Here is a 21724-nt window from a genome sequence, read left to right on the forward strand (position 1 = left end):
TATGGCGCTGACCAAAGCCGATATGGCAGAAAAACTTGTTGAAACACTCGGACTGCATAAGCGGGACGCTAAGGAAACGGTTGAGATCTTCTTCGAAGAGGTTCGATTGGCTCTGGAAAGTGGCGAGCAGGTCAAACTGTCGGGTTTTGGGAACTTCGAGCTCAGGGAAAAGAACGAGCGTCCCGGTAGGAATCCGAAGACGGGCGAAGATATCCCAATTACCGCACGACGTGTAGTGACCTTCCGTCCGGGTCAGAAACTCAAGACCCGGATTGAAGAGTCTGAGCATTTGAGCCAAGAGTAGCGCCAAATGTTGAATAAAACACCGCCCCTTGGGGCGGTGTTTTTTTTTGTCCTCATGACGCATTAAGGCTCACCTAAAGGTCAGTATCTTAGCGTGGCTTATGGGCGGCCAGCGGCACTGAGATCTGGACGATGTTGGAAGAGATGATATTCACTATGGTGGAAATGCTCCCCCCATCGTTGCAGCAGGTCCTGGGCGCGTTTCTTCGACTCGAGCTGGTTGATCAGAGCCTGGAAGAAGGTCGGTTGGGGGCTTTCCATGGCGGCGAGGTCCCGGTAGGGGACGATCAACACTAGGGTTTGTGGGCCGGCGATGGGCCAAGACCAGAGCCAATGATAAGGCCAGTCCATTTTTTTCGCATGTGTGCTCAAGGAGGCAAGGTCTTCCCGCAGCGCCGCACCGTGTCCGGCCTTGACCCCGTAGCGGCTGACCCCGAAATAGCGGTAACCCTGAAGATCTTCGGGCCACTGGCTGGCGCCGGGTTCAATGAGGCTGAGGTTATGGCGAAACTTGGCAATCAGGGGGCTAACATGCTGTTGCCAATGGTCGCCAGCTCCGCTGCCCCGTGCCCAGTCTTTAAAGCCATCCAGTTCAGCCCAGCTAAAGCAGCAACTGCGCAGCACATAGGTGTCCATCTCATCACCGAGGATCTGAACATAGACTTGCCAGCGGCGTGGCTCCTCTTGGCTCACGCGGTAAGCCAAGTGGGCGGTTAGCGCCTGTTCAAACTCGATTTGCTGGCCGGGTTTAGGGGTGATAAACCAAGTATCGGCCAGGATATCAGCCGCGTCGGCGGGAGCAACCGCCAGCAGTGTCAACAGCAAGAGTAAGCTGGAACGCAGACGCATCCATGGCGTTGGGCGGGATCGCATAGGGCCTCCAGACGGCATGAAGTTTCGTCTGTAAGCTTGGCAGAGATCTCGGGTCTTGCTTAATAAGGGGCAACAGGCAGGACTGTCAGAGCGCAGATACAACAAAGCCGCCCGAAGGGCGGCTTTGTTGTTATATCTGGAGGCGCGTCCCGGAGTCGAACCGAGGTCCACGGATTTGCAATCCGCTGCATAGCCACTCTGCCAACGCGCCATTGCTTTATTGGGGCGTCCCCCGAAAGCGAGGCTGATTAGACCAGAATCCACGGGACCATGCAATAGGGCAAGGGTTCGTTCGGCCAATAGTTGGACAAACTGATGTTTGTTAGAGCGATAAGGATGATTTGTGAGCATCAGATAGCCAGTCTGAGACCGCTTCATCACTTTCTCTCTCGGTCGGTGCCGCTGTTCGGCTTTCAATTGGTTCCACGACGGCTTCCTGAGAGCATGCCCGCAGGAGCATCATGCTCCTCGGGCAGATCAGGGCTCAGTAAACGTCCTTGTGGAAACGCTGTTGCGCCGTCAGTTGCGCCAGCTGCTCCTGGCCCAGCATTTGTCGCAGGTTCTCTTCCACCCCGGTCGCCATCCCTTTGGCATCGCCACATAGGTAGAGGTGGGCGCCACGATCCAGAAAATCGGCAAGGCGTTCGACGCGCTCGGCCAGACGATCTTGCACGTAGATCTTTGACTTCTGGGTCCGAGAGCAAGCCAGATCCAAGTGGCTGAGGGTGCCCTCCTGCAGCCAGGCTTCGATCTCCTGACGGTAGAGCCAGTCCAGGTTCGGATCTCGGCAACCATACAGCAGCCAAGTGTGGCCAATCTCTTGTTGCTCAGCCTGCTTGGCCCTGAGCTCAAGGAAGCCACGATAGGGTGCGATACCACTGCCGGAGCCTATCAGGATCACCGGCAGGCTCGGATCCTCAGGCAGGCGAAAGCCAGGGTGGGGTTTGTGACGGACACGTAAGGTTTCCCCCTCGGCCAAACGCTGTCCCAGATAACCTGAGGCAACCCCAGCGCCGGGATCGGCCTCGGCGGCGGCAATAGTCAGGGCGATACGATCCTTGTGGCAGGTTGGGCTGGAGGCGACCGAGTAGGTACGGGGCTGGATGGGCGTGAGCAGATCCAGTACGTGATCTGGGCAGGGAAGACGTTTTCCCCGTGACCGTCCCAGCCAGCTCTTGATGGGGAGGCGGGCGGCGGCAAGAAGGCTGATGGGATCGAGATGTTGCTGGGGGCCTGCATGGTGCTCGGCCCAGGCCTGCAATTGCGTATTTGCCCGTCTTAACTCGGCCGATTTCAGGGCCTCGCACAGTCGGACTCGGCGCTGTTGCCAGTTGACCCATCGGTTCCCATCCCAGCCGGTTTGTGCTAAAGCTTGCTGCACCAGTTCGTCCGGGGTTTGCGGCCAGATCTCCACCCAATCGCCCGCCTGGCATTCCATGGCTTGATGATCCCAGCCCAGCTCACAGTGCCATGCTGCTTTTAGTGCGTTGGGGCCGGTTAGGGTCGTGCGGTTAAGCAGAGGGACTTCGATGGCTTTGGGCCGGGAGGTTTGATGCAACGTCTGTCCCAGCTCTTCGGCCAGTTGCTCCATGCTCTTTTGAGTCAGTTGCGATAGGGCGTGAAGCATCCAATCGTTTGCCACCGGCTCGAAGTCGACATCGGCATCCACCCTGGGGAGCAGGGGGGTAGCTCCCTGTTGACCCATCCAGGCGTCCCAATCGCGGCCGGCGGCGCAGAACTGGGCGTAGTTGCTGTCACCCAGTGCCAGCACACTGTAATGAAGGTGAGCCAGATCTGGCGGAGTCTGTTTGATCTTCTCGATATTTGCTGCGGCGACGAGGGGATACTCCCCCTCGCCGGTGGTGCTGACGATGCACAAGAGTTGCTTGAGTGAATGAAGATGCTGGACGGTCAGCTTGTCCAGAGTGAAGAACTGAAAGGATAAACCGAGCTCGCCACACAGACTCATCAGCTTGTCGGCCAGGGCACGGCCATTACCTGTCTCACTGCCCACCACAAGGGCGAGGGTCGCGTTGTGATCCGTCGCCGAAGCGCTTGTGTCGATCCGGTCAATCTGCTCCATCATGAAGTCGGATTTATTGGCACCGCACTCGGGACAGCGCCAGGTATCCGGGATCGCGTCCCAGGGAGTGCCTGGTGCGATCCCTTCATCGGGCGCGCCAAGCGCTTCATCATAGATCCAGCCGCAAAGCTGGCACTGCCAACGATTCATACGACGGCCTCCAAAACGTGTTCATGGGCTGACGGCACGGGCGTTTCCTGTTGTGTTGGCACCGGGGGCGAAAAGGCGATGGGCAGGCGGACCAGGCTTCGTGATGTAATGCTGGCGTCGTATTGGGTGTCAGCCACTATCTCAAATCGACCGGTCCGGGCCAGCAATTGCTCGAGCACGACTTTGATCTCCATGCGGGCCACTTCCCGGCCGATGCAGGCGTGGGGCCCATGACCAAAGGTGAGATGAGCCTGGGCATTGGCTCGATGCAGGCGAAATTCATCGGGGTTATCCCAAAAGCGTTCGTCCCGATTTCCCGATGCCCACATCAACAGCACCTGAGAGCCCTTAGGGATCAGGGTGTCATGCAGGGTAACGTCCCGGGTGGTGATACGGAAATGTCCCTGGAAGGCCGATTCGGTTCGAAAGACCTCCTCGATAAAGGGCGGGATCAGGCTGGGATCGTCCCGCAGCCGTTGCTGCAGTTCGGGTTTTTCCGCCAGGATCTTGATGGCATTGCCCATGGTGCTGGCCGACGAATCGGAGCCGGCGATCAAGAGTTGGACCAGGATAGAGATGGCATTTTGCTCTGTCATATCTGAGTGGGGATCGGCGGCGGCTTTGACCAGCATGCCGGTAAAGTCATTGCGGGGCTGGGCCTGGGCCTGGCGCCAGTGCTTCCAGAGCCAGCGCATAAACTGTGCACTGCCGATCCCGCTGTTGACGAGTTCAACGGGCGTCGCCGTGCCACTGATACTGCGGTTTCCTCCGATGGACCACTCCTTGACCTTGGGAAAGTCCTCCTCAGGAAACCCGAGCAGTCTTATGATCAGGGTCATGGGAAGCTTCCAGGCGAACTCGTTCACGAACTCCATGTTGCCTCGCGCCAGTGCCGGGGACAGCAATTCATTACAGAGTTCCGCCACTTCCGCTTCCAGTGAGCGGACGAAATTGACGTTCAATCCCTGCATGGCTGTGCGACGCTGGGCGGTGTGTACGGGGGGATCCTGCAGGGCTAACACGTCAACGGGAACCACGCCTATTGCGCCCAAGGCTTCGACCTGTTTGGCCTTTCCGCCAGAGCGGCTGCCAGCCAACCATGCCATGAGTTGAGAGGAAAAGGTGGCCTGATCCCGGCTGGCGCTGACGATGTCGTCATAGCGTGAGATCAGGAAGTAGCCGGTTTGTGCCTGGCGGTAGACCGGGTAGTGATCTCTGAGCATACGGTAGTAAGGGTAGGGATCGGCAAAGTTGCCCTGGGACAGGGGGCGAAACTCTTCGGGTGTTTTGGGATCCAGGGTTGGCAGGGGCTCGGGCTTTGGCGGCTTGGGTTTGCGTCGCAGCGCCGAGATACACTGAAATGTCAGCAGCAATTCAACCGCGGTCATCAGTCCGTGAATGCCCCACAGGGGGGTCCCAGCAGCGATCCCAATCAGTCGTCCCAGGGTTGAGCCCAGGGCGACGCAGATCATCACCAGATAGGCTGGCTTGCGACCGCCTTCCTGCCCGGCAAGGTACGCCAGGACCACGCCTAACGTCATCAGCATGGTGCCGTAATAGGCGCGAATATCGGTCAGGGCAATGTCGTTGAGCCGTTCAAAGCCAAAAATGCTCGCCATGGGGCCAGGCCAGATCAGGAAGGCTGTGCCGCAGAGAAAGACTGCTGAGGCGAAGATCAGAATCAACCTGTCCTGAGGTTTCAGGCTCATTTTCCAGGCGATTAGCGTAAGCATGCCTTGATACGCATAAGAGATCCCCAGGCGTTTAGCGTGAAATTTCCAGTCCATTTAGCACTCCACAATTTCAACTCGGTAATTTGTCCGTATTGGGTATATGGTGTATACCTGTGATTCCACCGTAGGAAAAAACGCGCATGATGACAACTCCCAAAGGGGTTAATTTGTTGCCAAAGTTAATCTTTTTATTTATATCAAAAGGTTATGCCAAGTTATTTTGCCAAGAATGAAAGGACCTCCCTATGAGTAAGCCCGAAGGGCGTGAGAGTTTGTCACGTCAACGGATCATCGAAGCGGGCCTGGAGATGGCAGCACAGGGGCCGGTCAATGGTGTGAGTATGCATAAACTGGCGGCCCGGCTGTCAGTGACCCCCATGGCCATCTACAAGCACTTTGCCAATAAAGCCGAGCTTCAGGCCCACCTGCTGGATGGCTTTATCGCCGGGTCCGTGGTGATCCCGGATCCCGCGCTGCCCTGGCAAGCCTATCTCGAGGCGCTTGGACGCAACATGTACCGAGCCCTGATCACCCAGCCGGGCTGGGCCGAACTGTTTGGCCAGGTCCGCCTGCTGCCCGGCTTGTTAACTGTGATGGAGGCCTGTGTCGTCAAACTGACGGGTGCAGGGTTTGCTCCCGAACGCGCTTTGCCTGTGTTCTACGGAGTGACCCAGTGTGTGCTGGGTGCCGCCTCTCAATATCGTCATACCCAGTTAAAGTCCGCCCTCTCTGATAAACCCATAGGGAGTTTGACCGAGTACCCCAAGCTCGCGTCCCTGTTGCCCGGCGTCGGGCAGAGCGTCTATCGGGATCCTTTGGCCTGTTGTCTGTTGCCCTACATTCGGGGGCTGACACCTTGATGGAGCCCCGCCAAGTGGGTTGATTTCCCTGCTCCTGCTGAGTGATCCAAGGGCGTGTGTTCAATCAAAGCGGCCAGTTCGATATCTCTGACAAGCGGCTGTCGCTGGCGCTCGATGCGTTGGGGGGAGCCATCTCTTGTCGGGGGATCAAGCCTGCTTGGGGCGGGTTGGCGCTCACTGCCGTTGATCCAGCCTGTTCCCTAAACTCCCTTCATGGTTACCTGGCTGGGGGGAGCTCCCGTCGGCCCCGCTCGTCCGGTTCGGGCCTTGAATCTCTATGGGCCTCTTGGCTTTTTGCGGTTCCTGAGTGTCGTGCTCGTGACGAGCTGCCAGCACAAAAGGGGACGTTTTTTCAGCTGGCTGTACCTTCGAATTGTCCGTCGTTGAAACCGGATAATGTTCTTCAGGCTTATCTGGATTTTAATTAGGCTGCTGATATATAGACGTTTATCTATGGGGCAGCAAGGGCTGTGACGCTCAGTTGCATCGAGTGGAGGGCGGCGAAGTTGGCCTGCTGAGGGGAGAGGATGGTTGCAAAGAGGGGGGAAACTCAGTGAACAAACGCGAAGCCGAGGCTTCGCGTTTGTGTCTGTGTTCTCCGGTTTCAAGGGGTCGCTCTGTACCTTATAACTGCTTGCGTCGTTTGCCGCTTCGCCAAGTCAGGTGAAACCATGATGTCGAGAAGGTTATCGGTACTCTTTGAGCACCGCCCGTCCCAAGGTCAATCGTTGCATCTCTTCGGAGCCCCCCGAGACCCGGTCGACTCGAAGATCGCGCCAAAAACGGCTGATCCTGTGCTCGCCTGTGATGGCCGAGCCCCCCAGTACCTGCATCGCCTCGTCGACGACTTCGAAGGCTGCCTTGGTGCAAAACAGTTTGCACATGGCGGCATCACCTGAGGTCATCAGGCCGTTATCGGCTTTCCATGCCGTTTGATAGAGCATGTTTTTCATGTTGTTCAGATTGATCACCATCTGAGCGAATTTGTCCTGGATCAGCTGGGTACGGGCAATGGGTTGGCCAAACTGAACCCTTTGATTGGCGTGTCGGGCGGCATCCTCGAAGGCACAGTAGGCGCTGCCGTAATTGGTGCAGGCGATCAGGAAACGCTCCAGATCGAACTCCTCCTTGACCCGTTCAAAGCCATTGCCTTCGGTGCCGAAGAGATCTTTCTCTTCGAGTTCCAGATCGGTAAAGGTGATCTCACAGCAGCTGTCCATTTTCAGGCCCAGTTTGGGCAGCTCACGGATTGAGATCCCGGGCTTGGACATATCGACAAAGAACTCGGAGAAGACGGGAGTCTGGGAGCTGGCATCCCGGGCCATCACCACCAGGTAGGGGCAACCCGAGGCACTGGTGATGTAACACTTGGTGCCGTTGAGATAGATCTTACCGTTTTCTCTTCGGTAGGTACTCTTTAGGCTGCGAACGTCCGAGCCAGCGCCGGGCTCAGTAATGGCGGAGTTCCACATCTGCTTACCGCTGCCCCTCAGTGCCAGGATCTTATTGATCTGCTCTTCGCTGCCTTGACGCAATACCGTGTTAAAACCCGCCATCTGGTAGAGTACATAGGTGGGTGCGCCCAGTCGGCCCAACTCTTCCCATATCACCGTCAGGGTGAGCATCCCGGCATCGAAACCGTCATACTCTTCGGGCAGGAGCAGGCTGTCGATCCCCATTTGGGCCAGCTCTTTGACGAAGCGCTCGGGGTAGGTGCAGTTATTATCGCACTCGGAGAAGTATGACTCCCAGTCCTCCCGCTCCATCAGGTTACGAACCCCTCCTACAAACTGTTCCTGCTCGTGGGTTAATCGATAGTTCATAAGTTACTCCATCAATCTAGCTTTTGGGTTCCATCATCACGGATTTCAGTACGAGAGTTGTGAGGAAGAGCAGCGAGTGTTAACCCATGAGAGTATGGGGATCTGCGACCTTGTTGCCTGGAATTGTCACCAAAAAGGGCGTTCAGTCCCTGGCCCGGATCGCCAAGTCCGGTAGAAACGCCGGAGTTGAGGCACTGTGCTGGGAGGAGCCATGGGGCTGCGCTCACACTCGGCAGTGCTGGCCTGTTTTCCCTGTTGCTCATGGATTAACGCTGGCTTCCATCTGACCCCAGAGTTTAACACCCACAGAGAGGCAAAAGGCTGAAAAACTTCATTTTGTATCGCGCGGATCCCCGTTTGCTCCGATAGGAGGACGATCAGGGAGCGCCAAGGGGAGGCGAGGTGCGGTTCGAGGCGGGAGGTCGAACAAAAAAGACCATAAGGTACGCGTCGTTATGGTCTTTTTTGTTGCGGGAGGTTAGCCGTACTCTGCCGAGCTGGTTTCGCCCAGAGCCAGGTTGCGGGTTTCCGGGGCCATGGAGATGGAGATCGCGAAGCCCACCAGAGAGATCGCAGCCCCTGCCAGCATGGTTACTGATACGCCATAATTGGTCATGAAAATAGGCAGGGCATAGGTCGAGAGGATGGTGCCGATTCGGCTAAATGCCATGACGGCGCCCACCGCCGAGGCACGGATCTCGGTGGGAAAGAGTTCATTGGGATAGAGCCACTGCAGGATCCCTGGGCCTCCTGAGAAAAAGGCATAGAGACCAAAGGCGGCGATGACGAGGCTGATGCTGGGATCGGGGACCATGCCCAGCACGGCCAGGGCGGCGGTCATAATGGCAAAACTGCCGATTAACAGGGGCCGTCGGCCGATGGAGTTGAGCCAATACATGGCAGGTACACAGCCTGCGATAAAGAAACCACTGATGATGATGTTGCCCAACGCCGCATCTTTACCCTGATGAAGCCCAAGTAAGCCGATAATTTGGGGCCCAAAGGTATAGATGGCGAACATGGGAATGATCTGGCAACTCCAGATGGTGCCGGTGAAAAAGATCATTCGCAGGTTGCGCCTGCTGAACAGATCCCGGTATCGGGTCTGTTTGGGTTGCTCAAGCTCCAGGGTGATCTCTTTGCCAAAATAGGTCTCCATCACCTCCTGGCACTCCTTCTTGCGGCCCTTTTGCATCAGCCAGCGGGGGGATTCGGGCAGATGAAAGCGGCCCAAAAGGATGATCAGGCAGGGGATCACACCACTGCCCAACATCCAGCGCCAGCCATCCTCCAGGTCATACAGGAGGTAGCCTACTGCGTTGGCACAGGTGGCACCGACGTACCACATCAGTGCAATAAAGCCCATGGTAAAGGCCCGGTGGCGTGTGGGGGAAAACTCGGCGACCATGGAGGTGGCGATGGGGTAATCTGCCCCGATCACCACACCTATCAGGAAGCGCATGACCACCAATTCCATCGGTGAAGAGACAAACATGGTGCTGACCGAGAGCAGGCCGATGGCGATAATATCAATGAGAAACATCAGCTTACGCCCGAACAGGTCGGCAATGTAGCCAAACAGGGCGGTGCCGACGAAGAGGCCGACCAGGGTTGATGCCCCGACCAGTCCGATCCAGTTGGCATCGAGCTCCATCTGGGGGATCAGTTGCTCCAGTGCGATGCCAATGATGACCAGAATATAGCCATCCAAAAAAGGGCCCCCGCTGCCCCAAAGCATGATCTTCTTATGCAGAGGAGAAAACTCCATGTCGTCGAAACTTTTCTCTTTTTTCATTTTATTACCCTAATATCGACCCGGAAAGGCTGGAAAATTCAGGTGTTCCGGGCGCGGCTTTCACTCGCCTTGCGATTTAAGTTGGTGCGCCGTTGAAGTTGCAGCGGCGTTTGGTGGCGTAAGAAAGTCGCAAAGCTTATCTGATGTCGCGAAATGTAAATGTGCGTCAGCTAGCAATTAACTCGCCCGTAACATCTGTGGTGATTGAAATTCAAGGCGGTTGGACCTGTTTGTCGTCGGTTGGCGGTGACATTGCATCGCCTTTGCTCAGTACGGCAGATTGGCCAGCTTGCTTGTTCAGCGGTCTCCAGGCCTAAACAAGAAGCGAGAGGCAACTTTCGTTGCCTCTCGCTAAGCCGCTATCCGTAGCGATATTCGATGCCAAAGGTCCCTCTGGGATACTCCCACTTTTCCAGGATGGTATCGCCGCACAGGAACTTACAGGTACCGCACTCCAGGCATCCGGCAGAGTCGAACTTGACGCTGCCATCCTCCATCAGTTTGTAGAGTCCGGCGGGACAGGCATTGACCAGCTTTTTCACCTCGGCCAGGTCCGCATTCTCTTTCAGCACAATGTGTGGGTGTCCCTCGTCCACATGGAACTTGTTGACCCCCAGCTTCACATCCACGTTTACTGTGTTGGTCATAGTGCGGTCACTCCTTTTAGTCCATCCTTCAGCAGGTTGAGATAACCCACCTCCTTGCAGTGCTTCATCAGCGTCTTGCGGATCGGTTGGGCGGGGGTGCCGTCAACGGTGAACATCTCCTGCATCAGATCCGCCACCATCTTGGGGTACTGGTTGAAGATGCGCGGGTTCTCCATAAAGGCCGGCAGCTTCTGGTACAGCTTCAGATCCTTCATGACGAAGCTCTCCTCCAGCAGGCGCTGATAACCGGCCAGGCCGGTGGCGGAGAAATCGTTTTGTTCACGAGCCGCCAGGATCGCTTGAGCCGCGGCCTCACCGGAGGCGATGGCCAGATCCATGCCACGAACCGTGTAGCCGACGTTGACACACAGGCCGGCAGCATCGCCGACGATGAGCACGCCGTCATCCACCAGTTTGGGCACCATGTGGATACCGGCCTCGGGCACCACATGGCCGGAGTACTCGATCATCTTGCCACCCTCAATCAGCGGCTTGACCGCCGGGTGGTTCTTAAAGTCCTCCAGCATCTGTGGCACCGTCTTGTCAGACTCACCGATGTGATGCAGGCCGCAGACCACGCCCAGGGAGACGGTGGACTTGTTGGTGTAGAGGAAACCACCACCCATCAGTCCGTTGGAGGGGGAGCCGGCGAACAGCCAGGCGGCGCCCTCATCACCACTGAGGTTGAAGCGATCGCGGATCTGCTCTTCGGAGAGTTCGATCAACTCTTTAGCACCCACCGCCATGGCGCTGGCCTGAACCTTGGGCTTGACCATGCCCAACTGCTCGCCCAGCACAGGGTTGACTCCCTCGGCAAGGATGACGGTTTTGGCCAACAGCTCGTCGCCGTCCGCTTCAACGCCGACCACCTTGCCTTCCTCAACCAGGATCTTGTCTACCCGGATCCCGGTAATGAACTGGGCTCCCGCCTCCTCGGCCTTGCCCGCCAGCCACTGGTCGAATTCGCCCCGCAGTACGGTGTAGGACTCCTCGACCGGCTGCTGGGACTGACCATTGTGGTAGTCCAGGGTGACGGCGCTCTCTTCGGTCATAAAGGAGACCTTCTCCTTGGTGATCCGACGCTCGATGGGGGCTTCCTCGGCAAAGCCGGGGATCACCCGTTCCAGGCTGTGGCCATAGAGGCGGCCGCCGGTCATGTTTTTACTGCCCGGGTAGTTACCCCGTTCAATCACCAGCACGTCGGCGCCGCCCTGAGCCAGGATATAGGCGGCAATGCTGCCGGCTAGGCCTGCTCCGACGATGATGGTGTCAAATGCTTCTTCTGACATAGTCTCGAATCTCTATCGCTGGTATGCCCGGCTCCACCCCCTCCCTGGGGCGAAGCTCATGGCGTGGGGGGATCAGCCCTGAAGTGCTTGGATCAGAGCCGGTACGACCTTGCTGGCGTCGCCGACCAGGCCGTAATCGGCGTACTGGAAGATCGGGGCGTTCTTATCCTTATTGACGGCGATGATGGTCTGGGCGCCGTTAACGCCAACCATGTGCTGGATCTGACCTGAGATACCTATGGCCAGGTAGAGCTCCGGCTTGAGGATGACACCGGATACACCGATGTAACGCTCGCGCTCCATCCACTTTTCGGTTTCCGCGATGGGGCGGCTACAGCCCATCTCGGCGCCCAGTTTGGTGGCCAGGGCTTCCGCCTGGCGCAGGTTCTCCAGAGAGACGATGCCGCTGCCGACACCCACTACGCGCCTGGCCTTGGCCAGATCGACGCTTTCGCCCTCTTTGGCGCGGCGCTCGATGCACTTGATGCCAGCCTTGGGCTCGACGAAGTTAACGGCCAGGGTCTCACCGGCGGCAGCGGCGTCTTCGCCGGCGGGCTCAAAGACGCCGCTGGCCAGGGTGACGACGGCCAAGGAGGAGGTCAGTTTCTCCTCGCCCAGGGCCAGTCCGCCATAGACCATGTGTTTGGCGACAACGGCGCCCTGTTCGGCGCGCAGTTCTGAGGCATCGTTAAACACCGCCGCTTCAAGACGGTTACCCAGTTTGGCTGCCAGGGCCTTGCCGCGGCGGGTGCCGCCCATCAGCACCAGAGAACGCTCGTTGCCTTCGGCAATCAGATGCACCAGGGTGTCGGCGTAATCCTCGATGATGCGATCGGCGGGCTTTTCACCCAGGTGGTAGACCTTGTGGGCACCCAGGGCGTGGGCTTTAGCCACCGCCTCTTGACAGCCGATCACCAGGGCGGAAACCTGCTCACCCAGTTCACGGGCGCCGGCGATCAGCTCGGGCAGGCGGGATGCGGCGTCGCTGAAGACCCATACGTTAGAAAGCTTGCTCATTGTTATTCCTCCAGAATCAGTTAACGGCTTTGCGCAGGTGGTCGGCGAACTCGGCGATCTGCTCGTCGCCATCGCCCTCGATCAGGATGCGCTTACGCTCCTGTTGCTCCGGCGCTTTCACCGACAGCAGCTCAGCCATCTTGGGCACTGGGGCCAGTTCCAGATCTGTCACGCCCAGGACGGTGCTGGGTTTCTTTGCGGCGCCAAGGATCGCCTTCATGGAGGGGATCTGTGGTTCATTGATGTCGGCGGAGACGGAGATCACCGCCGGCAGGGGGACGGCCAGCACTTCCACTTCGTCGTCCAGCTCACGCTCGACGGTGAGGATCCCCGCTTCGGCGCCGACAATCTTGCTGACACCATTGATATTGGGCAGTTGCAGTTGTTCACCCAGCAGCAGGCCAACCTGTTGTGCATAGAGATCGCCGGAACCGTCACCACAGATGATGAGATCAAACTCGCTCTTGCGGGCCGCCGCGGCCAGCACACGGGCGGTATGGTGTGGCAGTGCGCCATCGAAGCTGTCGTCTACGGCCAGGGTGAGGGCATCGGGACCGCGGGAGAGAATATCCTTCTTTGCCTTGGGGGCTTCCAGCGCCTTACCGCCCATGCTCAGTGCGGTAAGGTGGCCGTCACCCAGTTGGGCTTTCAGCTGAACGGCGGCTTCCACGGCGCTCAGGTCGAACTGGCTGATCTTCATGGATGCCTTGGCGGTATCGATGGCGCCGTCCGCCTTGACTGTGATGTCCTGTTCCTCGGGAACCAGTTTGTAACACGCAATAATTTTCATCATCTCTCCAGTTTGTTTCTGACAATGTTTCGTAATTAAAGAGGCTGTGGTGCTCGGCAAAAAAAAACGTTTCCTTCTCCCTCAGTGCGACGAATGAGGGCTGGCGAATAGTCCTGTTTTCTTATGCCTGCTGTCACCGACAAGGCCTGTCTACGGTTTTGGTTTGATAACGTCCGGTCAATTATGTGGTGGCATTTTGCCATCAGTAAAAATATTCACTTTTTCGATTTTTAATTGTTTGGCGGCATCTATTTTCAATTAATAGCGCCGAGCGTCTTGTGAGAGCAATGCTAAACCAGGTTCGAACGAAGCAAATGAGACGTACCTCACAAAATGCTCGAGTGAAGTTAATTTTCAGTGATGAAAAAATCGCCAAATTATTATCGCAGCGAGGTTGATTGTGATGCTCGTCACAAAAGAGCCTGGGTTGTTTCGTTTTTGTGAAGGGAAGTGTGACCTGAGGCGGTTTTTTCCTGAAATGCGATATGCATAATGCCTCCAACCTACAAAGGAGGTGGTCCAAATGAAAAAGAAAATTATAGCTTTACCTATCGTTCTTCTATTGGCCGGCCAGTCGGCAATGGCAGTGGAAGTTGGGGGAAATGTCAGGGTTAATTACGCCTGGAAAGACTTCAGTGAGGCGTCAAAGTCCACAGCCGGGGATTTTGACTTCAACATGTTCGCCCTCAAACTCTCGGAAGAGGTTGGGGACTATGGTGTCACCGGCGAGTATCGTTTCACGAACTCCTACGATTACCTTAAGTATGCCTATGCCTACTGGAATGCCAGCGAGAACCTCAAGTTCAAACTGGGCGTCGTTGACAAGGCATTTGGCAACAAAAACTTTGCTTCTCACAACTGGTGGTACAGCCTGAACTACTACCTGGGGTATGAAGATGACTGGGGGGTTGGGGCGAACCTGAGCTATGTCAAAGGTCCTTGGGAAACAGAGTTTTCCTTCATGCAGAAGGCCACTTATGGTGGAACCGACCACAGGGACTATGCCGGTACCATAGCATCCGGCACCATAGGGGATGTGGAGTACAACAACGAAGAGCGCAACACCTTCGATCTCCGCCAGTCTTATCGTTGGGAAGAGGGGAATTATAAACTCCTGGTGGGCGGCTCGGTCGAGTATGGACAGATCTACAATCGGAAAGAGAACGAGTCCGGCGATAACCTGGCGTTTGCCGGTCATTTCGATCTGGGCTACCAGGATTGGGGCCTGCAGTTGCAGTACCTGGATTATGACTTTGACCAATATGATGACGGCCAGGTCGACACCGCCAAGATCGGTATCGGTGCGGTCACCGGCTTCTACGAGGTTGCCAGCAAAGGCAACATTCTGACGGCCAACGTGTCCAAGAAATTCCCAATGAACTGGGGCACCATTACTCTGTATAACGATTACAGTGTGCTGCAGCCTGATGAAGCTCAGTTTGATGACTCCATTATTAACTCCACCGGTTTCTCTGTTTCCTATAACCAGTTCTTCGTTTATGTCGATTACTACCATGCCAAGAATGCACTTTGGTTAGGTGGCAGCAGTTTAGGACTGGAAGATGCCGGCAATGATTGGAACGGTCGATTTAATATCAACCTGCAATATTACTTCTGATGAATTCCCCTTGCCTTATTGAACAAAGGCTAAATTAGAAGTTTTTAATTTTCATAAAAGACAATTGTGATCTGACTGTTTGTCAATATCTGATGGGATATTGTCACTGGCTCCCTTTTGCCTGAAGAAAATATTTATACAAGTTTAAAGCCGCCACCCAGAGTTGTGGTGGCGGCGGAAATGGAGATTTTAGGATGGAAGCTGTACGAGTCAAAGACGATGTACGACCAAGCAAGGTGGGGATTGAACCAACCATATTCTTTCCTTCACTGTTGGTTGTGATCCTGCTTTCCTATTTTACCGTACGTGATCTCGATGCGGCCAACGAGGCGATCAGTGCCGTGTTTCATTACCTGACCCACTCCTGGGGCTGGGCCTTTGAATGGTACATGATCGCCCTGGCCGCCGGGTGGGCCTGGCTGGTATGGGGTCCCTATGCCAACAATCGACTGGGTCAGGAGACGCCTGAGTTCAGTACCGGAAGCTGGATCTTTTTGATGTTCGCCTCCTGTACCTCTGCGGCGGTACTCTACTGGGGCTCCCTGGAGGCCTACTACTACCTGACCTACCCACCCTTCGAGCTTGAGTCCATGTCGGTTCAGGCGAAAGAGCTGGGTGTGGCTTACAGTCTGTTCCACTGGGGTCCTCTGCCCTGGATGGGATACGGCTTCTTCACCGTTGCCCTGGGTTACTTCCTGTTCGTTAAGAAGATGGATGTGGTTCGTCCCAGTGGCACGCTGGAGCCAGTTTTGGGTAAGCATCATAAAGGTATTGCCGGTTCCATTATCGACAACATCTATGTGGTTGCCCTGATCCTTGCCATGGGTACCAGCCTGGGCCTGGCGACGCCCCTGGTGACCGAGTGCATTCAATGGCTGTTTGGTATTCCTCGCACCATCGAGGTGGATACCTTCGTGATCTCCGTCTGGATCATCTTCAACGCCATCTGTGTGGCCTTCGGTCTGACCAAGGGGATCAAGATCGCCAGTGATCTGCGCAGCTACCTGAGCATCATCATGCTGGTCTGGGTGTTCCTGATCGGTGCCACCAGCTTCACCGTGAACTACTTCACCGAGTCCGTGGGGGTGATGCTGACCTATCTGCCGCGCATGCTGTTCTACACCAGCTCAATCAGTGAAGGCAGCTGGCCCCAGGACTGGACCGTGTTCTACTGGGCCTGGTGGGTGGTCTACGGGATCCAGATGTGCATCTTCCTGGCCAAGATCTCCCGTGGCCGTACCGTGCGTCAGTTGTGTCTGACCATGGTGGGTGGCCTGACGGCTTCCACCTGGTTCCTGTGGACCATCCTGGGTTCCAACACCGTGAACCTGATGCATGAAAACATCATCAACATGGGACAGCTGATTGCCGAGCATGGGGCACCAAGGGCGATCATCGAGACCTGGGCCGCCCTGCCCATGAGCACCATCACCATGTGGGGCTTCTTCATCCTCTGTTTCCTGGCCACGGTCACCCTGATCAACGCCTGCTCCTACACCCTGGCGATGTCCACCTGTAAGGGGGTGGACGCTGACAACGAGCCGCCGGTCTGGATCCGTGTGGGTTGGTCCGTCCTGGTGGGCGTGATTGGCATCGTGCTTCTCTCTTTGGGCGGACTTAAGCCCCTGCAGACCGCCATCATCGCCGGTGGCGCGCCCCTGGTGATCATCAACATCCTGGTGATTGTGTCCTTCCTCAAGGACGCCAAGCGCAACAAGTGGGCCGACTAGTTTTCCTTTGGTGGCGGCCGGGGGCCGCCACCGATGCAGTAACAATAAAGGTATATAGATATGGATTTTAGATTGACCGATGAACAAGAGCTGTTTGTCAAAGGTGTCCGTGACTTGATGGAGCGGGAGAACTGGGAAGCCTATTTCGCAGAGTGCGATGAAAACAGTGTCTACCCTGAGCGCTTCGTTAAAGAGCTGGCTGAGATGGGGATCGACAGCCTGTTGCTGCCGGAGGAGTATGACGGCTTCGATGCCGGGCTCACCACCCTGGCGGTGATCTGGGAGGAGCTGGGACGCCTGGGCGCGCCAACCTATGTGCTGTACCAGCTGGCAGGCTTTACCACTGTATTGCGAGAAGGCACCGACGAGCAGATCGACAAGATCATGGCGTTGCGGGGCACCGGCAAGCAGATGTGGAACTCCGCCATCACCGAACCGGGTGCAGGTTCGGACGTGGGCAGTCTGACCACCAACTACCTGCGTAAGGATGGCAAGATCTACCTCAATGGCAGCAAGTGTTTCATCACTTCGGCCGCCGGTACTCCCTACCTGGTGGTGATGGCTCGGGATGCGGCGTCTGAGACCCCGGTCTTCTCCGAGTTCTTCGTGGATATGACCAAGCCCGGGATCAAGCTGAGCAAGTTGCCCAAGCTGGGTCTGAAGATGGACAGCTGCTGCGAGGTTCAGTTCATCGATGTCGAGCTGGAGGAGAAGGACTTCTTTGGCACCGAAGGCAATGGCTTTGACCGGGTCAAGGAGGAGTTCGACATGGAGCGCTTCCTGGTGGCCTGTACCAACTATGGCACCGCCTTCTGTGCCTTTGAGGATGCCGCCAAATACGCCAACCAGCGGGTTCAGTTTGGCCAAGCCATCGGCCGCACCCAGCTGATCCAGGAGAAGTTCGCTCATATGGCAATTCGCCTGAGCAATATGAAGAACATGATCTACCACGTAGCATGGAAAGCTGATAATGGCATGATGACCTCCGGTGATGCGGCCATGTGCAAGTTTTATTGCGCGAATGCCGGCTTCGAGGTAGTGGATTCCGCTATGCAGGTGCTGGGGGGCTACGCCATTGCTGGTGAGCACAGGATCAGTCGTTTCTGGCGTGATCTGCGGGTGGATCGGGTGTCCGGTGGCTCTGATGAGATGCAGATCCTGACCCTGGGTCGCGCAGTACTGAAAGAGTACCGCTAAGTAAGCAGCCCGGGGAAAAGCCTTCCCCGGGCAGCCGCCCCCCGGCGGCGCTCCAACACAGACAGATTTTGAAAAGGACGACCATCATGTCCCAAAAGCTATTCACTCCCGAGTTTGGCCCCCTGGCGGGCGTACGGGTTGTATTCTCCGGCATCGAAATTGCCGGTCCCTTCTCTGCCCAGATGATGGCGGAGTGGGGCGCCGAGGTGATCTGGATTGAGAACGTGGCCTACACCGACACCATTCGGGTGCAGCCCAACTACCCACAGCTGTCTCGTCGTAACCTGCATGCCCTCTCCCTGAACATCTTCAAGGATGAGGGGCGGGAGGCGTTCCTGAAACTGATGGAGAGCACAGACATCTTCATTGAGGCCAGCAAGGGACCGGCCTTTGCCCGTCGCGGCATCACAGATGAACTGCTGTGGGAGCGAAACCCCAAGCTGGTGATTGCTCACCTGTCCGGCTTCGGCCAGTACGGCACCGACGAGTACACCAACCTGGCGGCCTACAACACCATCGCCCAGGGATTCAGTGGCTACCTGATGCAGAACGGCGACATCGATCAGCCCGCCGCGGCTTTCCCCTATGCGGCCGACTACTTCTCCGGCCTCACCGTGACCAGCGCCGCCCTGGCAGCCTTTCACAAGGCCAAGGAGACCGGCAAGGGTGAAAGCATCGACGTGGCCATGTATGAGGTGATGCTGCGTATGGGCCAGTACTTCATGATGGACTACTTCAACGGCGGCAAGATGGCGCCCCGTCAGTACAAGGGACGCGATCCCTACTACGCCGGATGTGGCCTCTACAAGTGTGAAGACGGCTACATCGTGATGGAGATGGTCGGCGCAAACCAGATCGAGGAGCTGTTCAAGGATATCGGCCTGGCCCAGCTGCTGGGCACCGAGGCGATCCCCGAAGGCACCCAGCTGATCCACCGTATCGAATGCCCCCATGGTCAGGAGATCGAGGACGCCCTGGACCGGTACATCAATCCCCGCTCCGTGGACGAGGTGCGTGCGCGCTTTGCCGAGCTGAAGATCGCCTGCGCCAAGGTACTCAGCGCCGAGGATCTGGAGGAGAACCCCCAGTATGTGGCCCGGGAGTCCATCACCCAGTGGCAGACCCTCAAGGGTGACACCTGCAAGGGTCCCAACGTGATGCCCAAGTTCAAGAATAACCCCTGCAAGATCTGGCGTGGTATGCCGGGTCACGGCATGGACACTGCCGCCATTTTGAGCGAGATCGGCTACAGCGATGAGGCGATTGAGCAGCTGGCGGAGAAGGGACTGGCCAAGGTCTCTGACAAATAGTCTTTGGCGATCACGAGTCCGGGGTGACGGGCATGACCCCCCACTCCGGAACTTAGGGTTTTCCCATGCTCAACTTGGTTTGATGTGAAAGGTAGTAGATGGACATTATTAACGGACAGAGTTTGCGTGAAGCCTGGGACGACCTGGCGCTGCTGCATGGCGACAAAACGGCGCTGATCTTTGAGGATGTGGCGGGCCATACAAGGCAGTACAGCTATGCCCAGCTCAATGACGAGATCAACCGAACAGCCAACCTGTTCACCACCCGAGGGATCAGCAAGGGCGATCGGGTGGCACTGCATCTGAACAACAGCATCGAGTTTATCCTGTGCTGGTTTGGCCTGGCCAAGATCGGTGCGGTGATGGTGCCCATCAATACTCACCTGCTTCAGGAGGAGTGTGCCTACATCATCAACCAATGCCAGGTGAAGGCGGTGGTGACCCGGCCCGAGTTCCTGCCCATCTATCTGGAGATCCAGCAGAGTCAGCCTGCTCTGGCGGAACTGCTGATCACCGGCGGCAGTGGCAGTCTCAAGGGCACCGCCAACTTTGACCGGCTGCTGGCTCAGCAGTGCACCGAGCTGAAGAGCCAGGAGCGTGTCGGTGCCGAGGATGTGGCGGAGATCATGTTCACCTCCGGCACCACGTCCAGACCCAAGGGGGTGGTGATCACCCACTACAACCTGAGGTTTGCCGGCTACTACACCGCCTGGCAGGTGGCGCTGCGCAGTGACGACATCTACCTGACGGCGACGCCGGCCTACCACATCGACTGCCAATGCACCGCCGCCATGGCGGCCTTCTCCTCCGGCGCCACCTTTGTGCTGCTGGAGAAGTTCAGCGCCCGCGCCTTCTGGGGGCAGGTGGTGAAGTACCAGGCCACGGTCACCGAGTGCATCCCGCTGATGATGCGTACCATGATGATGCAGCCGCGCCAACCCTGGGAGCGCAACCACCGTCTGCGTGAGGTGCTGTTCTACCTGAGCATGTCTGATCAGGAGAAGGACGCCTTTATCGACCGCTTCGGCGTGCGGATCTTCACCTCCTGGGGGATGACCGAGACCATCGTCGGCATCATCGGCGATCGCCCCGGAGACAAGCGCTGCTGGCCCTCCATCGGCCGCACCGGCCTCTGTTATGAGGCTCGCATTGCCGGGCCCGAAGGCCAGACCCTGCCACCGGGGGAGATTGGCGAGATCCAGGTTCGGGGTGAGCGGGGCAAGACCTTGTTCAAGGAGTACTACCAGGCGCCGGAGATCACCGCCAAGGCGTTCGATGAGGATGGCTGGCTCAAGACCGGCGACTCGGCCTACCGGGACGAGGAGGGATTCTTCTACTTCGTGGACCGGGCCAGCAACATGATCAAACGCTGTGGTGAAAACGTCTCCTGCCTGGAGATTGAGAACATCATCTCCGAGATCCCCGACGTGGTGGAAGCCGCGGTCATCGGTGTTAAAGACTCTATTCGTGATGAAGCCATCAAGGCCTTCGTGGTGTTGAACGAGGGGGCTGAGATCCGTGAGCAGGAGATCCTCGAGCATTGCGTGAAAAACATGGCGAAATTTAAGGTTCCGTCATTCATCGAGCTTAGGAGCGCCTTGCCTAAAACCTGCACCGGCAAGGTGCAGAAACACCTTCTGTGTGAAGTGAACCAAACCGAATAGTAAATGGAAAGAGTCTGAGTGTGACTCTTAATGGAGAAAGAGTATGAGCGAATCATTGCACGTCACCCGTAACGGACACATTCTGGAGATTGTTCTGGACCGTCCCAAGGCCAACGCCATCGACGCCAAGACCAGCTTCGCCATGGGCGAGGTATTTATGATGTTCCGGGACGATCCTGAGCTGCGGGTGGCGATCATCACCGGCGCTGGAGAGCGTTTCTTCTCTGCCGGCTGGGATCTGAAAGCGGCAGCGGAAGGGGAAGCCCCGGATGCCGACTTCGGTCCGGGCGGCTTTGCCGGTCTGACCGAGCTGTTTGATCTGGATAAGCCGGTGATCGCGGCGGTGAACGGCTACGCCTTTGGCGGCGGCTTTGAACTGGCCCTGGCGGCGGACATGATCGTCTGCGCCGACAACGCCAGCTTCGCCCTGCCCGAGGCCAAGCTGGGGATCGTCCCGGACAGCGGTGGCATGCTGCGCCTGCCCAAGGTGATGCCTCAGGCCATCGTCACCGAGATGATGATGACCGGTCGCCGCATGGACGCCGAAGAGGCGCTGCGCTGGGGCGTGGTTAACCGGGTGGTGGAGAGCGGACAGCTGATGGAGAGTGCCCGTGAGCTGGCGGCGCAGATCGCCCAGAGTGCGCCTCTGGCGGTGGCCGCCCTCAAGGAGGTGTGTCGCACCACCGCAGAGATGACCGTGGAAGAGGGTTATCGCTTTACCCGCAGTGGTGTGCTGAAACACTACCCCTCTGTGCTGCATTCCGAAGATGCACTGGAGGGACCGGCCGCCTTTGCGGAGAAGCGCGAGCCCGTTTGGAAAGGCCGTTAACTCCTTACGCCAA

The 21724-nt window shown here is 57.2% G+C and carries 17 protein-coding genes and 1 tRNA gene; 8 read left to right on the plus strand and 10 right to left on the minus strand.

Annotation, left to right across the window (positions count from 1 at the left end; all coding sequences use genetic code 11):
* The first annotated feature begins 1 nt into the window (after position 1).
* Positions 2 to 304, plus strand: a complete 303-nt coding sequence (locus AC2D8U_RS16685; RefSeq protein ID WP_484620211.1) for an integration host factor subunit alpha — start codon at positions 2 to 4, stop codon at positions 302 to 304.
* Between the two features lie 98 nt (positions 305 to 402).
* On the opposite strand, the gene AC2D8U_RS16690 is transcribed toward AC2D8U_RS16685, so the two are convergent.
* The 4 genes from AC2D8U_RS16690 to AC2D8U_RS16705 all read right to left on the minus strand — a co-directional run bounded on the left by AC2D8U_RS16690 (position 403) and on the right by AC2D8U_RS16705 (position 5196).
* On the minus strand, positions 403 to 1176 hold the full coding sequence (locus tag AC2D8U_RS16690) for a hypothetical protein (protein WP_484620212.1): 774 nt from the start codon (positions 1174 to 1176) through the stop codon (positions 403 to 405).
* Positions 1177 to 1313: 137 nt separating this feature from the next.
* Positions 1314 to 1387: transfer RNA gene (locus tag AC2D8U_RS16695), tRNA-Cys, on the minus strand.
* A 273-nt stretch (positions 1388 to 1660) separates the two neighbouring features.
* Positions 1661 to 3409, minus strand: a complete 1749-nt coding sequence (locus AC2D8U_RS16700) for a rubredoxin (protein WP_484620213.1) — start codon at positions 3407 to 3409, stop codon at positions 1661 to 1663.
* A complete protein-coding gene (locus AC2D8U_RS16705; RefSeq protein ID WP_484620214.1) occupies positions 3406 to 5196 on the minus strand; it encodes a cytochrome P450 in 1791 nt (596 codons plus the stop codon). Before AC2D8U_RS16705 ends, AC2D8U_RS16700 begins: the two co-directional genes overlap by 4 nt.
* A gap of 191 nt (positions 5197 to 5387) precedes the next feature.
* On the opposite strand from AC2D8U_RS16705, the gene AC2D8U_RS16710 reads away from it, so the two are divergent.
* Entirely contained in the window at positions 5388 to 6002 is a 615-nt protein-coding gene (locus AC2D8U_RS16710; protein ID WP_484620215.1) for a TetR/AcrR family transcriptional regulator, read from the plus strand.
* A gap of 686 nt (positions 6003 to 6688) precedes the next feature.
* Here AC2D8U_RS16710 and caiA (AC2D8U_RS16715) read toward each other — a convergent pair.
* The 6 genes from caiA (AC2D8U_RS16715) to fixA form a co-directional block, all read right to left on the minus strand.
* Positions 6689 to 7825 (minus strand): crotonobetainyl-CoA dehydrogenase, encoded by a 1137-nt coding sequence (caiA, locus tag AC2D8U_RS16715; protein WP_484620216.1) that lies wholly within the window; start codon positions 7823 to 7825, stop codon positions 6689 to 6691.
* Positions 7826 to 8303: 478 nt separating this feature from the next.
* Positions 8304 to 9620, minus strand: a complete 1317-nt coding sequence (locus AC2D8U_RS16720) for an MFS transporter (RefSeq protein ID WP_484620217.1) — start codon at positions 9618 to 9620, stop codon at positions 8304 to 8306.
* A 359-nt stretch (positions 9621 to 9979) separates the two neighbouring features.
* Positions 9980 to 10267 (minus strand): ferredoxin family protein, encoded by a 288-nt coding sequence (locus AC2D8U_RS16725; protein ID WP_484620218.1) that lies wholly within the window; start codon positions 10265 to 10267, stop codon positions 9980 to 9982.
* The gene (locus tag AC2D8U_RS16730; protein WP_484620219.1) at positions 10264 to 11556 is read right to left on the minus strand and encodes an FAD-dependent oxidoreductase; all 1293 of its coding nucleotides are present in this window, start codon (positions 11554 to 11556) and stop codon (positions 10264 to 10266) included. Before AC2D8U_RS16730 ends, AC2D8U_RS16725 begins: the two co-directional genes overlap by 4 nt.
* A gap of 72 nt (positions 11557 to 11628) precedes the next feature.
* Positions 11629 to 12573, minus strand: coding sequence for an FAD-binding protein (locus AC2D8U_RS16735; RefSeq protein WP_484620220.1), 945 nt, complete (start codon positions 12571 to 12573; stop codon positions 11629 to 11631).
* A 16-nt stretch (positions 12574 to 12589) separates the two neighbouring features.
* Positions 12590 to 13363 carry a putative electron transfer flavoprotein FixA gene (gene fixA / locus AC2D8U_RS16740; RefSeq protein ID WP_484620221.1) on the minus strand — a complete coding sequence of 258 codons (774 nt, stop codon included), beginning with the start codon at positions 13361 to 13363 and terminating at the stop codon, positions 12590 to 12592.
* Positions 13364 to 13886: 523 nt separating this feature from the next.
* On the opposite strand from fixA, the gene AC2D8U_RS16745 reads away from it, so the two are divergent.
* From AC2D8U_RS16745 to caiD, 6 genes are all read left to right on the plus strand, one after another.
* Positions 13887 to 14981, plus strand: coding sequence for a hypothetical protein (locus AC2D8U_RS16745; RefSeq protein WP_484620222.1), 1095 nt, complete (start codon positions 13887 to 13889; stop codon positions 14979 to 14981).
* Positions 14982 to 15175: 194 nt separating this feature from the next.
* Positions 15176 to 16711, plus strand: a complete 1536-nt coding sequence (gene caiT / locus AC2D8U_RS16750; RefSeq protein ID WP_484620223.1) for an L-carnitine/gamma-butyrobetaine antiporter — start codon at positions 15176 to 15178, stop codon at positions 16709 to 16711.
* Positions 16712 to 16771: 60 nt separating this feature from the next.
* Positions 16772 to 17908 carry a crotonobetainyl-CoA dehydrogenase gene (caiA, locus tag AC2D8U_RS16755; protein ID WP_484620224.1) on the plus strand — a complete coding sequence of 379 codons (1137 nt, stop codon included), beginning with the start codon at positions 16772 to 16774 and terminating at the stop codon, positions 17906 to 17908.
* Between the two features lie 86 nt (positions 17909 to 17994).
* On the plus strand, positions 17995 to 19218 hold the full coding sequence (caiB, locus tag AC2D8U_RS16760) for an L-carnitine CoA-transferase (RefSeq protein ID WP_484620225.1): 1224 nt from the start codon (positions 17995 to 17997) through the stop codon (positions 19216 to 19218).
* A gap of 98 nt (positions 19219 to 19316) precedes the next feature.
* Positions 19317 to 20882: a crotonobetaine/carnitine-CoA ligase gene (caiC, locus tag AC2D8U_RS16765; RefSeq protein WP_484620226.1), complete on the plus strand. Its 1566-nt coding sequence runs from the start codon at positions 19317 to 19319 to the stop codon at positions 20880 to 20882.
* 43 nt (positions 20883 to 20925) lie between these two features.
* The gene (gene caiD / locus AC2D8U_RS16770; protein WP_484620227.1) at positions 20926 to 21711 is read left to right on the plus strand and encodes a crotonobetainyl-CoA hydratase; all 786 of its coding nucleotides are present in this window, start codon (positions 20926 to 20928) and stop codon (positions 21709 to 21711) included.
* Positions 21712 to 21724: the final 13 nt, after the last annotated feature.

The sequence above is a fragment of the Ferrimonas sp. YIN67 genome (assembly GCF_057219095.1).

Excerpts from the sequence above, each read along its gene's own strand:
- AC2D8U_RS16685 (WP_484620211.1), top strand. The coding sequence starts at position 2 with ATGGCGCTGACCAAAGCCGATATGGCAGAAAAACTTGTTGAAACACTC.
- AC2D8U_RS16690 (WP_484620212.1), bottom strand. The coding sequence starts at position 1,176 with ATGCGATCCCGCCCAACGCCATGGATGCGTCTGCGTTCCAGCTTACTC.
- AC2D8U_RS16700 (WP_484620213.1), bottom strand. The coding sequence starts at position 3,409 with ATGAATCGTTGGCAGTGCCAGCTTTGCGGCTGGATCTATGATGAAGCG.
- AC2D8U_RS16705 (WP_484620214.1), bottom strand. The coding sequence starts at position 5,196 with ATGGACTGGAAATTTCACGCTAAACGCCTGGGGATCTCTTATGCGTAT.
- AC2D8U_RS16710 (WP_484620215.1), top strand. The coding sequence starts at position 5,388 with ATGAGTAAGCCCGAAGGGCGTGAGAGTTTGTCACGTCAACGGATCATC.
- caiA (WP_484620216.1), bottom strand. The coding sequence starts at position 7,825 with ATGAACTATCGATTAACCCACGAGCAGGAACAGTTTGTAGGAGGGGTT.
- AC2D8U_RS16720 (WP_484620217.1), bottom strand. The coding sequence starts at position 9,620 with ATGAAAAAAGAGAAAAGTTTCGACGACATGGAGTTTTCTCCTCTGCAT.
- AC2D8U_RS16725 (WP_484620218.1), bottom strand. The coding sequence starts at position 10,267 with ATGACCAACACAGTAAACGTGGATGTGAAGCTGGGGGTCAACAAGTTC.
- AC2D8U_RS16730 (WP_484620219.1), bottom strand. The coding sequence starts at position 11,556 with ATGTCAGAAGAAGCATTTGACACCATCATCGTCGGAGCAGGCCTAGCC.
- AC2D8U_RS16735 (WP_484620220.1), bottom strand. The coding sequence starts at position 12,573 with ATGAGCAAGCTTTCTAACGTATGGGTCTTCAGCGACGCCGCATCCCGC.
- fixA (WP_484620221.1), bottom strand. The coding sequence starts at position 13,363 with ATGAAAATTATTGCGTGTTACAAACTGGTTCCCGAGGAACAGGACATC.
- AC2D8U_RS16745 (WP_484620222.1), top strand. The coding sequence starts at position 13,887 with ATGAAAAAGAAAATTATAGCTTTACCTATCGTTCTTCTATTGGCCGGC.
- caiT (WP_484620223.1), top strand. The coding sequence starts at position 15,176 with ATGGAAGCTGTACGAGTCAAAGACGATGTACGACCAAGCAAGGTGGGG.
- caiA (WP_484620224.1), top strand. The coding sequence starts at position 16,772 with ATGGATTTTAGATTGACCGATGAACAAGAGCTGTTTGTCAAAGGTGTC.
- caiB (WP_484620225.1), top strand. The coding sequence starts at position 17,995 with ATGTCCCAAAAGCTATTCACTCCCGAGTTTGGCCCCCTGGCGGGCGTA.
- caiC (WP_484620226.1), top strand. The coding sequence starts at position 19,317 with ATGGACATTATTAACGGACAGAGTTTGCGTGAAGCCTGGGACGACCTG.
- caiD (WP_484620227.1), top strand. The coding sequence starts at position 20,926 with ATGAGCGAATCATTGCACGTCACCCGTAACGGACACATTCTGGAGATT.